Below are 12,939 nucleotides of genomic sequence, written 5' to 3'. Positions count from 1 at the left end.
GACCGGCGCGCCCCGGTCAGGACAGGGCGGCGGCGACCACGGCCCGTGCCGGGCCGAGCAGCCGGAAGCTGCCGGTGACGACCACGAGGTCCTCCTCCTGGGCGTGGGCCAGCGCCCGCGCCACGGCCTCGGCCGGCGTGGCGACGGCCTCGTGCGCCAGGCCGGCCCGCTCGCAGGCCGCCGCCAGGACCTCGGCCGGCAGCCCCCGGTCGTCGGGATCGGCAGTGGTGCACACGACCAGGTCGGGCCGCAGCGACGAGAGCGCCTCGACGGCCTGATCGGGGTCACGGCCGGCGAGCAGGCCGAGCACGACGGTCCGTGAGCCCACGGTCGCGAACTCGTCGTCGAGCGTGGCGCCGAGCGCCCGCAGCGCGTCGGGGTTGTGGGCGCCGTCGAGGATCACGAGCGGCTGGTGGGCGACCACCTCGGCCCGCCCCTCGAGGCGGACGAGCGCGAGCCCGTCACGGACGAGGTCGGGGTCGAGCGCCCGGTCGAAGAACGACTCGACCGCGGCGACGGCCACGGCGGCGTTGTGCGCCTGCACGTCGCCGTGCAGCGGCAGGAAGATCTCGTCGTAGCGCTCGTGCACCCCGGCGATCTCCACGAGCCGCCCGCCGATGGCGGGTCGGCTGGACAGCACCTCGAAGTCGACGTCCTCGGCGACGAGCGAGGCCGGGCCCTCGGCACGGAACACGTCGCGCAGCTCGGGCTCCATCCGGCCGAGCACGGCCGCGGCGTCAGGACCGATGATGCCCGCCTTCTCCCCCGCCACCGCCAGCTCCCAACCGGGCCGGAAGTCGGTGTGGTCGCCGCCCACGCCCGTCACCACGGCGACCTGGGCCTCGACGACGTTCGTGGCGTCGTAGCGCCCCAGCAGGCCGACCTCGACCACCGCGACGTCGACCGGCGCCTCGGCGAACCACCGGAGCGCGGCGGCGGTCACCAGCTCGAACCACGTCGGTCGCGACGAGAGCAGCGGCTCGACGGCGCGGAGCCCGTCGAGGACCTCGGACAGCGTCTGGTCGTCGATCGGCTCACCGTCGCGGCGCATCCGCTCGTTGATGCGCTCGAGGTGCGGGCTGGTGTAGCTGCCGACGCTCAGCCCGTGGGCCTGCAGCAGCCCCACCACCATCGCGGTGACCGACCCCTTGCCGTTCGTGCCGGTCACGTGGATGACGGGCACGTCGGTCTGCGGGTCGCCGAGCAGCCCGACCAGCTCCGACATGGCGGCGAGGTCCAAGCCCTCGACCCGGCCCGCGGCGATGCCGACGGAGCTGGACTCGTGGTCCAGGTGGGAGTCGAGCCAGGCCAGCGAGTCGACGATGCCCATGGGGAGGCGGTCCGGACGCGGGCGGGCGCGGTCGGCGCGGCCGCTCAGGACGCGGCGCGGCGCGGGCGGCTGGAGCGGGGCTTGCCGGTGCGGGGCACCAGCGTGGGGTTCACCTTCTCGAGCACCGAGTCCTCGTCGACGACGACCTTGCTCACGTCGGTGCGGGACGGCAGCTCGTACATGACCCCGAGCAGGACCTCCTCGAGGATGGCCCGGAGGCCACGGGCACCGGTGCCCCGGGCCAGCGCCTGGTCCGCGACGGCGGCGAGCGCCTCGTCGGTGAACTCGAGCTCGACCTCCTCGAGCTCGAAGAACTTGCGGTACTGCTTGACCAGCGCGTTCTTGGGCTCGACGAGGATCTGGATGAGGGCCTCGCGGTCGAGGTTGTCGACGACGCCCATGACGGGCAGGCGGCCGACGAACTCGGGGATCAGGCCGAACTTGAGCAGGTCCTCGGGCAGCGCGTCGGCGAACAGGTCGCCCTCGCGCCGCTCGTTGACGGACCGGACCTCGGCGCCGAAGCCGATGCCCTTCTTGCCGACCCGCTGCTCCACGATCTTGTCCAGCCCGGCGAACGCACCGCCGCAGATGAACAGGATGTTCGTGGTGTCGATCTGGATGAACTCCTGGTGCGGGTGCTTGCGACCGCCCTGCGGCGGCACCGACGCCGTCGTCCCCTCGAGGATCTTCAGCAGCGCCTGCTGGACGCCCTCGCCGGACACGTCGCGCGTGATCGACGGGTTCTCCGACTTGCGGGCGACCTTGTCGATCTCGTCGATGTAGATGATCCCGGTCTCGGCCTTCTTCACGTCGAAGTCGGCGGCCTGGATCAGCTTGAGCAGGATGTTCTCGACGTCCTCGCCGACGTAGCCCGCCTCGGTCAGCGCCGTGGCGTCCGCGATGGCGAACGGGACGTTGAGCATGCGGGCCAGCGTCTGGGCCAGCAGCGTCTTGCCGCAGCCGGTCGGGCCGATGAGCATGATGTTGCTCTTGGCCAGCTCGACGTCGTCGGGACCCGAGCGCGTGGCGCCGTGCTGGACCCGCTTGTAGTGGTTGTAGACGGCGACCGACAGGATCTTCTTGGCCCGGTCCTGGCCGACGATGAAGTCGTCGAGGAACTCGAAGATCTCGGCTGGCTTGGGCAGCTCGTCGAGGACCAGCTCACCCGTCTCGGCGAGCTCCTCCTCGATGATCTCGTTGCACAGGTCGATGCACTCGTCGCAGATGTAGACCCCCGGGCCTGCGATGAGCTTCTTCACCTGCTTCTGCGACTTGCCGCAGAACGAGCACTTGAGGAGCTCTCCTCCGTCACCGAACTTCGCCACCGGGCTCCTTCAGGGTCGGCTGGTTGGTGGAATCGGCCGGGTCAACGGCACGCACCCTGCCGAGGGGGTCCCGGCGTGGTGGACCATTGTGCCCGATCCGTCAGCGGATCGCCGCGATGGGCCCGCTGTTGTCGACGATGTCGCGGGCCTCGATGACCTCGTCGATGATGCCGTACTCCTTGGCCTCGGCCGCGGTCATCACGTAGTCGCGGTCGGTGTCCTTGGAGATCTTCTCGACGGACTGCCCGGTGTGGCGCGACAGCACGTGCTCGAGGGTCTCCTTGAGCCGGATGATCTCGTTGGCGGCGATCTCGAGGTCCGACACCTGGGCGTAGCCCGACTGGGCGTACGGCTGGTGGATCAGCACCCGGGCGTTGGGAAGCGCGAGGCGCTTGCCGGGCGTGCCGGCGGCGAGCAGGACCGCCGCCGCCGAGGCCGCCTGGCCGAAGCACAGGGTGGCGATCTCGGGCCGGATGTACTGCATCGTGTCGTAGATCGCCATCAGGGCGTTGATGTCGCCGCCGGGCGAGTTGATGTAGATGCTGATGTCCTTGTCGGGGTTCTCCGACTCGAGGAACAGCAGCTGGGCGCAGATCAGGTTGGCCACGGCGTCGTCGATCGGCGTGCCGAGGAAGATGATGTTCTCCCGGAGCAGGCGCGAGTACAGGTCCGAGTAGCGCTCACCACGGCTCGTCTGCTCGATGACGTTGGGGACGAGGTAGCTCTGCGGCTGGATGGGGGGCACTCGGCTCTCCTGGTCGGCGTCGTTCTGTCGATGTGCGCCGGCGCCCGTCGGGCGGGGCCGGTGGGTGGCCCACCGTATCCCGGTGGCCGCCTGATCAGTCGTGATCGTGATCGTGGTCGTGATCGTGGTCGTGTTCGAGCGGCTGCAGGAACCGCTCGTCGATGGCCTTGCCATCAGGATCCACCACCTCGGCGTGTTCGACCAGCCAGTCGATCGCCTTCTGCGCGGCCAGGTCCGACTTGAGCGCCGAGAGCTGCCCGTTGGTGCGCAGCTGCTCCCGGGCGTCGTCGAGGGTGATGTCGGCGTCGCCGATCATGTCCTCGATCGCGTGGTCGACGTCGGCGTCCTCGGCGGTCAGGCCCTCGGCGGCGACGACGGCCCGCAGCGCCAGGTCGGCCTTGACGCCGTCGACCGCGCTCTCCTTCAGGCCGGCCATGAACTCGTCGGGTTCCTGGCCCATCACCCGCAGGTAGTCGTCGAGGCCGATCCCCTGCTGCTGGAGCCGCATGATCACGTTCTGCAGCTGGCCCTGCATCTCGGCCGAGACGAGCGACTCGGGGATCTCCTCGTCGACGAGCTTCGCCAGCTCCGTGACCGTGCGGGCGCGCACGGCGCCGCGGGTCTGGTTCTCCCGGCCCTCGGCCAGCCGGCCGCGCACGTCGGCGGTCAGCTCCTCGACGGTCTCGAACTCGGTCGCCTCGGCGACCCACTCGTCGGTCAGCTCCGGCAGGACCCGCTCCTTGACCTCCTTGACCGTGAGGCGGAAGTCGACGTCGTCCTCGTCGGGGTCGGGGTGCTCCGCGGAGAACTCGAGCACGTCGCCGGCCGAGGCGCCGACGAGGTGCTCGTCGAACTCGGAGGCGATCATCCCGGAGCCGACGGCGTAGAGGTAGTCGTCCGCGGTGAGGCCGTCGACCTCCTCGCCGTCCTGGGTGCCCTCGATGTCGATCGTGACGTAGTCGCCCTCGCCGGCGGCGCGCTCCACGGTGGTGAGCTCGCCGTACTGGCTGCGGAGCCGGTCGAGCTGGGCCTCGACCTCGTCGTCGGGGACGTCCGGGCTCGGCACCTCGACCCGCAGGCCGTCGTAGCCGGCGACGTTGATGGTCGGCCGGACGCCGACGACGGCGGTGAAGGTGACGTCGCCGGACTCCTCGCCGTCGGTGATGTCGAGCTCGGGCTGGGCGATGACGTCGACGTCGTTGTCGATCACGGCCTCGCTGTAGAACTCGGGCACGGCGGAGCGCAGGGCCTCGGACCGGGCGTAGCCGGTGCCGATTTGCTTCTCCATGAGCGCCCGGGGCGCCTTGCCGGGCCGGAACCCGGGGATCCGCACCTCCTTGGCGATCTCCTTCCAGGCCGCGGCGATCGCCGGCTCGAGCTCGGCCTCGGGCACCTCCACGGTGAGCTTGACCTTGGGCTCGAGGTCGGGGGTGTCGGGAACGGGTTCGAGCGTGGCTTTCACAGGGGCGAGAGCCTACTCCCGCCGCGGACGGGGCTCCCCATCGCCGGGCGCCGCTCCGCGGCCGGACCGGTGGGCGGCCGGCACCGGGACGCCGTCGGAGATCCGGACGGCGCCCGGGTAGTGTCGCCCGCACGGGACGTGGCGCAGCCTGGTAGCGCACCGGCTTTGGGAGCCGGGGGCCGCGAGTTCGAATCTCGCCGTCCCGACCACCTTGAACGTCAGGCGTCGGGGCTGTCGGCGGCCAGCGAATCGGCCAGCGCCCGGGCCGCGGCGCGACCGCAGCCGACGCGGACCAGGGCCTCGACGATCTCGTGGCGGCCGGCGGTGTCGATGTCGAGCTCGACGTCGATCGGCGACGTGAGCGGGCGGGGGCGGTCGGTGGTGCGGGGCATGGGTCCATGATGAGCGCCGGGCACCCCTCGGGGGCCATGGGCCGATCGGTTCCGGGTCGTGGGCGGACCTCCCCCGGCGCGCCGGGCGCCGCACGGCCGGGACCGGCGGGTACCTTCGCCCCATGGACGGGGGCCGCACCGTGGACCGAGCCCGGACGGCGGACCCCGGGCCGCTGCTCGAGGGCCGCCGTGCGCTGGTGACCGGCGGCGGCCACGGCATCGGGCGCGGCACGTGCCTCGCCTTCGGGTCGCACGGCGCCGCCGTGGTCGTGGCCGACGTGGACGGCGAGGCGGCGGAGCGCACCGCGTCCGACGTCGTGGCGGCGGGCGGCGCCGCGTGGGCCGTGACGGCCGACGTGACCGACCGCGGCGCGGCCGCCGCGACCGTCGAGGCCGCGGTCGACCGGCTGGGCGGACTCGACGTCCTCGTCAACGGCGTCGGCCACTACCTCCACCCCGTCACGCCCTTCGCGGACGTCACCGACGACCAGATCGCCGAGCTCTACGAGATCAACCTCGGCCACGTGCTGCGGGTCACCCGGGCGGCGCTCCCCCACCTGATCGCCGCCGGCGGTCCCGAGGTCGCCGCCGGCACGCGCCCGGGGCCCAGCATCGTCAACCTGACCACCGTCGAGGCGTTCCGCGGCATCCCGGGACACCCGGTGTACGCCGCGTTCAAGGCCGCCGTCGTGCAGTTCTCGAAGAGCCTGGCCCTGCAGGTGTCCGAGCACGGCATCCGCGTCAACGACATCGCCCCCGACGTCACCCGCTCCCAGCAGCTCCCCTACGAGCGCTGGCTCGGCGAGGAGGACGTGGCACGGATCCCCTCCTGGGTGCCGCTCGGCCGGCTCGGCGAACCGGGTGACGCAGCCGGCGTGGCCGTCTTCCTCGCGTCGGAGCTGTCGGCCTTCGTCACCGGGACGACCGTGCACTGCGACGGCGGCACCTACGCCGCCGGGGGCTGGTACCGCACCCGGCACGGCCGGGGCTGGACGAACCGGCCCCACGACGCCTGACCCGGCGCCGCGAGCCCTCGGCGCGCACCGCCGGCGCCGTCAGAGGTAGCCCAGCTCCTTGGCGGCCCGCTCCAGGTCGTCGCGGAACGTCGGGTCCGCGACGGCGATCAGCGCCTCGGTGCGCTCGCGGACGGTGCGGCCGGTGAGCTCCGCGATGCCGTGCTCGGTCACGACCTTGTCGACCAGGTTCTTGTGCGCGCTCACGACGGCCCCGGGCGTCAGCGTCGGCACGATGCGCGACACCGTGCCCCCGACCGCCGTGCTGTGGGTGACGATGAAGCTCTGCCCGCCCCGCGACAGCTGGGCGCCACGCATGAAGTCGGCCTGACCGCCGGTCGACGACACGTAGTGGGTGCCGAGCGACTCCGACGCGCACTGGCCGAGGAGGTCGACCTGCATCGTGGCGTTGATCGAGCACAGGTCGTCGTGCTGGGAGATCACCCTCGGGTCGTTCGAGATGTCGACCGGGAGGAGGAAGAGCCCGGGGTTCTCGTCGGCCCACTCGTAGAGCTCGCCGCCGCCCAGCACGATCGTCGTGGTGGCCAGGCCGCGCTCGCGCGCCTTGCGCCGGCCGTTGACGGCCCCCGACTCGATCAGGCCCATGACCGCGTCGCCGAGGACCTCGGTGTGCACGCCCAGGTCGCGGTGGTCGCCGAGCATCCCGGCGACCAGCCCGGGCACCGCACCGATGCCGATCTGGAGCGTCGCACCGTCGGGGATGCGCTCGGCGACCCGCTCGGCGATGGCGCGATCGACGTCGGTGACCGGCGGCGGCGGTGTCTCGACCAGCTCGGTCGTCACCTCGGTCCAGCCCAGGGCGTCGGAGAGGTGCAGCGTGTGCAGGCCGTTCGTGCGCGGCAGGTTCGGGTTCACCTCGATTACGACCGGGACCTCGCCGAGCAGCGCCGCCGCGTAGTCGGCGGCCAGCCCGAGCGAGACGTAGCCGTGGCGGTCGGGCGGCGACGCCGCGACGGCGAGCAGCGGGTTGCGCCAGCGGCGGCGGAGCAGGTCCGGGATGGCGTGGAAGTCGTTCGGCACGAGGTCGACGCCGCCCGCCTCGTAGTGCGGGCGCATGTCGCGGCTGAGGAAGTACGACACGTGGCGCAGCCGGTCGCCGTGGCAGCCGGTGTGGTACTCGCGGTCGCGCTGGCAGTCGAGCTGGTGCACCCGCACGCCGTCGAGGCCCGGCGCCGCCGCCTCGAGCGCGTCCACGAAGCCGACCGGTTCGCCGTTGGGTCCGGGGACGATCACGTCGGTGGCCGGTCCGACGAAGCGGAGCAGGTCGGACGGGTCGGCGGCGGGCGGCACGGCGGTCATGGCTCCATCGTGCCGTCAGCCGCCGTCGAACCCACTCGCCCCCGTAGGCTTCCCGTCATGCAGGACCCGACCCCCGCCCCCGACGCCCAGCCCGGAGTCGGACCCGACGACCTCCCCGCGACGGGGACCGCCGACGTCGCGCTCGAGGGTGCGCCCCGCGGCTCCGCCGCGGTCACCCGGCTCGAGTCCGTGCTGTCGGTCATCTCGCCGTTGACCTCGTCGCCGGGCGCCCCGCTCGAGACGACCAGCTTCATCCGGTCCGTCCAGCCCTCGCTGATGCCGCGCACCTCGCTGCACCAGGGGGTGGTGAGCGGGCTGTCGATCCTCGCGGCCCGCGGCGTCAGCTCCGCCGTCGAGCGCATCACCAACCGGGTCACGTTCGGCAGCTCGTCGCTCACGGTCCGCCTGGTCGCCCGCGCCGCGATGGTGGCGGGCGGCAACGCGCTCGCCAGCGCGCCCGACGCCGACGACCAGCGCTGGACCGCCGGCGTGTCGCGCCTCTCCGGCGAGCTCCTGCAGGTCGGCGCTGCCGGCGGGGCGCTCTACGACGTCCTCTCGAAGGTCGACCCCAAGGAGGGCGACGACGCCCGCAGCGTGCGCCGCCTGGCGATCACGACCGGCGCCTCGCTCGGGGTCGCCACCTTCGCCTCCCGGCGTTATCTCGCGGAGCGCCGGTCGTTCTTCACCGACGACTTCGACCAGCTGCCGCTGACGTTGCCGAAGGCCATGCTCGACACCGCCGCGGTGACGGCGGTCGGCACCGGCCTCGCCGCGTCGTTCCGGATGACCCGCAAGGGCTGGATCCGCTACTTCGGGCCGGGCATCACGAAGAACGTCCTGGCCCGTGGCGTCAACGCGGCGATGTGGGCCGGCGGGCTGACCGGGCTCTACTGGACCGGCATCTCCTACATCGGCCGGTCGAACGAGAAGGTCGACCCGGGCTACGCCACGCCGCCCACCAACCCGCTCGTCTCCGGGTCGCCCGACAGCCTGGCGACCTTCGACGAGCTCGGCCAGCAGGGCCGCCGCTTCGTGCTCGACGCCCTCGACCCGGACCTCATCGACCGCACGCTCGACGAGCAGGGCGCCAAGACCCCGATCCGGATCTACATCGGCTTCAACGACCACCCGATCCACTCGGCGTCCCGGGCCGAGACGGCGCTCGCCGAGCTCGAGCGGGTCGGGGCGTTCGAGCGGAGGTACCTGCTCCTCGTGTCGCCGACCGGCACGGGCTGGGTCGACCACACGGTGCAGGAGTCGGCCGAGTTCTTCGCCCGCGGCGACATCGCGACGGTGTGCGTGCAGTACGGGCGGTACCCGTCGTTCCTGTCGCTGCAGAAGGTGCGCCAGGGTCGCCGCCAGTTCCGGACGCTGGTGCTCGGCGTCCACCAGCGGCTCATGGGCATGGACCCGGCCGACCGGCCCGAGGTCCTGGTGTTCGGCGAGAGCCTCGGGGCGTGGTCGTCGTCCGACGTCGTCATGAAGTCCGGCATCGAGGGCTTCGACGGCTACAGCATCAGCCGGGCCCTGTGGTTCGGCATGCCGCACCTGGCCAAGTGGTCGAAGGCGGGCCTCGACCGCCCGGGGGCGATGACCCCGCCCGGGACCGTCGGCGTGTTCGACCGGTGGGAGGAGCTCGAGCAGCTCACCCCCGAGCAGCGCGACGCCCTGCGCGTCGTGCAGCTCAGCCACGACAACGATCCGATCACCCACGTCGACCCGTCGATCCTGTTCCGCCAGCCCGACTGGCTGGGCGAGCCCCGCGGCCGCAACGTGCCCGCCGGCCAGCGCTGGTACCCGGTCGTGACGTTCCTGCAGACGCTCATCGACGCGGCGAACGCCATGCGCAACAGCCCCGGCGACTTCCGCTCCACGGGCCACGACTACCGGGCCGACACCGCGCGCTTCGTGGCCGAGGGCTACCGGTTCCCGTACAGCGAGGACCAGCTGGCACGCGTCGAGACGGAGCTGCGCCGGCTCGAGAAGGAGCGCGCCGAGCGCATCAAGGGCGACGCCGACGCGCCGGCCCCGCCCGACGCGGGCGCCACCGCGCCGGCCCCGTCCGGCAACGGGTCGGCTCCTGCGACTCAGGGCGCGCCGACGGCACCGGCCGCGCCGGCGGCACCGGCCGCGCCGGCGGCACCGGCCGCGACCCCGTCGCCGGCCGGCGCCCTCCAGGGCCGCACCTCCGGCCCGGCGTGGCTCCGCAAGTCCGGCATCGGTGGCTGAGCGGGCGGGACCGGACGCCGCCGACGGGGGCGCCGCCGCGCCCGGACGGATCGCACCCCACGACCACGGCGGTCCGGCGTGGTGGGATCCGCTGTCACGGCGGCCCGACCACGCCAACCCCGAGACCGGCCCGGTCCTCGGCGTCATCGGGATCCTCGTCGGCTCCAACGTCCTCGCCAACGAGGTCCTGCCGTCGTGGGCCTACATCCCCTGGAACATCGGCGTCGCCGGTGCGCTGGTCTGGTTCGCGAAGCGCTACGGCCACATCCGCGACGACGAGCTCGGCCTCTCGCGCGCCCACCTGGTCGACGGTCTGCGCTGGGGCGGCCTCGCGTCGGCCGCGGTCATCGGCGTCTGCGCGGCCGGCGCCCTGATCCCCGCCACCAGGGAGCTCTTCCACGACGACCGGGCCAAGGAGCTCACGCTCGCCGGCCTGCTGCTGCACGTCGGCGTCGAGATCCCCTTCGGCACGGTGCTCGCCGAGGAGACGATGTTCCGCGGCGTGCTGCCCGCCATGTTCCGGCGCCGGTTCGCGCACCGGCGGAACTGGGCCGTCAAGGCCGACGTGGCCGCCGCGCTGCTGTTCGGGCTGTGGCACGTGCTGCCGTCGCTCGACCTCGCCGACAGCAACGCCGCGCTGAAGGGGTTGCCGCTCGGGCTGGGCACCCCGGTCGCGATCGCCGGGAGCGTGGTGGCCACGGCCGCTGCGGGACTGGGCTTCACCTGGCTGCGGAACCGCTCCGGCAGCCTGCTGGCACCCGTGCTGCTCCACTGGTCGATCAACGGCAGCGGCCTGGTGACCGCCTGGATCGTCCAGCACTGACCGGCACCCGCATCCGGCGGGGCCGACAGGATCGGGCCGAGGTCACGGCTCGATGACGAACACCTCGGTGAGCCCGGTGATGTCGAGCAGGCGGACGACGGAGGTGGACGGCGAGCGCAGCACGACCCGGCCGGCGCCCTCGGGGCCACGGGCCAGCACCATCGACCGCAGTCCGCTGGAGTCGACGAACTCGAGGTCGGTCAGGTCGAGCACGACCTCCTGGCACCCGCGCTCGAGCTGCGAGGTGATCACCTCGTCCAGCCTGCTCGAGGTCTGTGCGTCGAGGTCACCGCTGATGCGGATCACGTCGTCGACGACCTCCACCGCGAACCCGTCAGTCATCCTGCTCCTGTCGTCGGTCGGCGTCGGAGGGGTGGCGCCGGCCATTCGGGACAACCTATGCCATCCGTTCCCAGATCATCATCGCCCGATCGGGGGGCGGGGTTGAGCCGTGATGACCCCGGGCGCCGCGACCGCCGCCACGACAGGTCGCGACGGCCGCTCAGGGAGCGGCGGGGTCGATCCGGAAGCGGTCCACGAGCGAGGTGAGCTCGAACAGGCGGAGGACCGGCGCCGACGGGGCGACCAGGACCAGCTCGTGGCCCTGCTCCCGCAGGGCGTTGTCCAGTCGGACCACGGCCCTGATGCCGCTGGAGTCCATGAACGTGACGCCCGACAGGTCGATCCGGACGTCCGCATCGACGCCGAGCCGCTGCATCTCCGACTCCAGCTCGCCGACCGTGTACGCGTCGAGGTCGCCGGTCACCACCAGCGTCCCGCCGTCACCGTCCGCAGCTCTGACCGACAAGCGTTCCGTACTGTCCACGCGCACCTCTGTCCGCACCCGCCGACCCATCCGGGACCGGGTCAATCCTGTCTACCCGTTGCGGAGGCCTGTCTACCCGCGCGAACGCGTTCGTAGACGTGCGGATCCGGGATCGGGGCCGGTCAGGGCACGTCGAGGACGAGCTCCCGTCCTTCGGCGCACAGGCGGATCATGCCGTCGGACACGGAGCCCGTGGCCTCCACGGAGCCGCACGTGTCGGACCAGTGCTCGAGCAGGGCGATGGCGGCGTCGGTCCCACCGACGACCGCCGAGGGGTTGACGATGATCGTGAACGGCGTGCCGGCGGAGATGGCTCGACCGGGGCCGGCGACGATCCGCTCGGCGACCAGGCAGTCGATGACCAGCTCGTCGGCGCGCTCTTCCACCATCACCACCTGGAGGGGGACCGAGGACGAGATCACGACCGTCCTGTACCCCGCAGTGGTACGGCCTACTCCCGTTCTCGCAGGATCTCCGCGAGCCGTTCAGGTTGCTCCACCTGCGGCAGTCCGGAGGCGAGCTCGACGACCGTCGCGCCGGCTGCTCGCCAGAGGTGGCGCTCGTCGTCGTCGACGAAGTCCTGGCCGGTGCCCCACACGACACGCGGCGCGACCAGGCCGACGTCAGCGGCGTCGATGTCGAGCGCCAGCTCGCCCGTCACGAACGCCAGCTGCAGGTGCTTCGCGCCCGGCAGCCGACCCTTGCGGCGGGTCACGACGACCTCCTCCTCGGTGAGCACCTCGGGGTCGTCGTAGGTGCGGTTGCGCTGGAACCAGCGCACCGACGGCGCCGACGTGAGGCCGTGGACGAGCACGTCGCCCACCGGCGTGCGGCGCAGCAGCTCGGCCACCGGCGCGGGCGGGCGGGGCTGGCGGCGACCGAGCCCGGTCGGCGTCACCAGGGTCAGCGGCACCCCGGCGCCGCGGCGGGCGCGGTCGGCGACCACCTGGAGCGCGTACGCGCCGACCAACGAGCTGGCGACCACGTGCACCCGGTCGCCGGCGTCGTCGATGAGCGCCTCGACCGCTCGCCGGACGACGTCGGGGGTGTAGTCGATGGCCGGGCGGTCGCTCCCGCCCGCCCCGAGCAGGTCGGGGACCCGCACGCGGTGGGTGCGGGCCAGCTCGGGGACGAGCTTCCGCCACTCGTAGCCCGACGCGCCGGCGTAGAGGCCGTGGAGCAGCAGGATGCCCGGCTCGTCGGAGGGGCCGCTCTCGTACCAGCGGAGGTCGAACGGGCCGAACCTCGTCTCTCCCAGCACGGCGTCGTGCAGTCGGCGGTCGTCCGAGGTCGTCGTGATCGTCGCCATCGGACACTCCTACCCGGCGGTGCCGCCGCCCACGCACGGGGTGATCGGCCGGCGCCGCGCTAGCGTGGTCGGACCCTGCTGCGGCGGGGCTCGCGGGTGTAGCTCAATGGCGAGAGTCCCAGCCTTCCAAGCTGGTCATGCGGGTTCGATTCCCGTCACCCGCTC

General features: G+C 72.7%; 13 protein-coding genes and 2 tRNA genes. 5 read left to right on the top strand and 10 right to left on the bottom strand.

Annotated features, from left to right (window positions below):
* Positions 1-16: 16 nt before the first annotated feature.
* The 4 genes from LH044_RS20600 to tig all read right to left on the bottom strand — a co-directional run bounded on the left by LH044_RS20600 (position 17) and on the right by tig (position 4,862).
* A complete protein-coding gene (locus LH044_RS20600; protein ID WP_227757515.1) occupies positions 17-1,330 on the bottom strand; it encodes a bifunctional folylpolyglutamate synthase/dihydrofolate synthase in 1,314 nt (437 codons plus the stop codon).
* A gap of 44 nt (positions 1,331-1,374) precedes the next feature.
* Positions 1,375-2,655, bottom strand: a complete 1,281-nt coding sequence (gene clpX, locus LH044_RS20595) for an ATP-dependent Clp protease ATP-binding subunit ClpX (protein WP_227757514.1) — start codon at positions 2,653-2,655, stop codon at positions 1,375-1,377.
* A 100-nt stretch (positions 2,656-2,755) separates the two neighbouring features.
* Positions 2,756-3,400, bottom strand: coding sequence for an ATP-dependent Clp protease proteolytic subunit (locus LH044_RS20590; RefSeq protein ID WP_304512026.1), 645 nt, complete (start codon positions 3,398-3,400; stop codon positions 2,756-2,758).
* Between the two features lie 94 nt (positions 3,401-3,494).
* Entirely contained in the window at positions 3,495-4,862 is a 1,368-nt protein-coding gene (gene tig / locus LH044_RS20585) for a trigger factor (protein WP_227757513.1), read from the bottom strand.
* A gap of 132 nt (positions 4,863-4,994) precedes the next feature.
* On the opposite strand from tig, the gene LH044_RS20580 reads away from it, so the two are divergent.
* Positions 4,995-5,071, top strand: a tRNA-Pro gene (locus LH044_RS20580).
* A gap of 9 nt (positions 5,072-5,080) precedes the next feature.
* Here LH044_RS20580 and LH044_RS20575 read toward each other — a convergent pair.
* Positions 5,081-5,254: a hypothetical protein gene (locus LH044_RS20575; RefSeq protein WP_227757512.1), complete on the bottom strand. Its 174-nt coding sequence runs from the start codon at positions 5,252-5,254 to the stop codon at positions 5,081-5,083.
* A gap of 122 nt (positions 5,255-5,376) precedes the next feature.
* Between LH044_RS20575 and LH044_RS20570 the strand changes: the two genes are divergently transcribed.
* On the top strand, positions 5,377-6,270 hold the full coding sequence (locus LH044_RS20570; protein WP_227757511.1) for an SDR family NAD(P)-dependent oxidoreductase: 894 nt from the start codon (positions 5,377-5,379) through the stop codon (positions 6,268-6,270).
* Between the two features lie 39 nt (positions 6,271-6,309).
* Here LH044_RS20570 and LH044_RS20565 read toward each other — a convergent pair whose 3' ends face one another.
* Positions 6,310-7,587 (bottom strand): acetyl-CoA hydrolase/transferase family protein, encoded by a 1,278-nt coding sequence (locus tag LH044_RS20565; protein ID WP_227757510.1) that lies wholly within the window; start codon positions 7,585-7,587, stop codon positions 6,310-6,312.
* A gap of 57 nt (positions 7,588-7,644) precedes the next feature.
* Between LH044_RS20565 and LH044_RS20560 the strand changes: the two genes are divergently transcribed.
* Both LH044_RS20560 and LH044_RS20555 read left to right on the top strand, forming a co-directional pair.
* Positions 7,645-9,816 carry an alpha/beta-hydrolase family protein gene (locus tag LH044_RS20560; RefSeq protein WP_227757509.1) on the top strand — a complete coding sequence of 724 codons (2,172 nt, stop codon included), beginning with the start codon at positions 7,645-7,647 and terminating at the stop codon, positions 9,814-9,816.
* The gene (locus LH044_RS20555) at positions 9,809-10,639 is read left to right on the top strand and encodes a CPBP family intramembrane glutamic endopeptidase (protein WP_227757508.1); all 831 of its coding nucleotides are present in this window, start codon (positions 9,809-9,811) and stop codon (positions 10,637-10,639) included. Before LH044_RS20560 ends, LH044_RS20555 begins: the two co-directional genes overlap by 8 nt.
* Positions 10,640-10,681: 42 nt before the next feature.
* Here LH044_RS20555 and LH044_RS20550 read toward each other — a convergent pair whose 3' ends face one another.
* The 4 genes from LH044_RS20550 to LH044_RS20535 all read right to left on the bottom strand — a co-directional run bounded on the left by LH044_RS20550 (position 10,682) and on the right by LH044_RS20535 (position 12,774).
* Positions 10,682-10,981: an STAS domain-containing protein gene (locus LH044_RS20550; RefSeq protein ID WP_227757507.1), complete on the bottom strand. Its 300-nt coding sequence runs from the start codon at positions 10,979-10,981 to the stop codon at positions 10,682-10,684.
* Positions 10,982-11,141: 160 nt separating this feature from the next.
* Entirely contained in the window at positions 11,142-11,447 is a 306-nt protein-coding gene (locus tag LH044_RS20545; RefSeq protein WP_227757506.1) for an STAS domain-containing protein, read from the bottom strand.
* Between the two features lie 140 nt (positions 11,448-11,587).
* Positions 11,588-11,887, bottom strand: coding sequence for a hypothetical protein (locus tag LH044_RS20540; protein WP_227757505.1), 300 nt, complete (start codon positions 11,885-11,887; stop codon positions 11,588-11,590).
* A gap of 29 nt (positions 11,888-11,916) precedes the next feature.
* Positions 11,917-12,774 (bottom strand): alpha/beta fold hydrolase, encoded by an 858-nt coding sequence (locus LH044_RS20535; RefSeq protein ID WP_227757504.1) that lies wholly within the window; start codon positions 12,772-12,774, stop codon positions 11,917-11,919.
* 92 nt (positions 12,775-12,866) lie between these two features.
* Between LH044_RS20535 and LH044_RS20530 the strand changes: the two genes are divergently transcribed.
* Positions 12,867-12,938: transfer RNA gene (locus LH044_RS20530), tRNA-Gly, on the top strand.
* Position 12,939 lies beyond the last annotated feature (1 nt).

This window comes from Dermatobacter hominis (genome assembly GCF_020715685.1).
GTDB lineage: Bacteria > Actinomycetota > Acidimicrobiia > Acidimicrobiales > Microtrichaceae > Dermatobacter > Dermatobacter hominis.
This window is presented reverse-complemented; position numbering and strand designations above follow the sequence as displayed.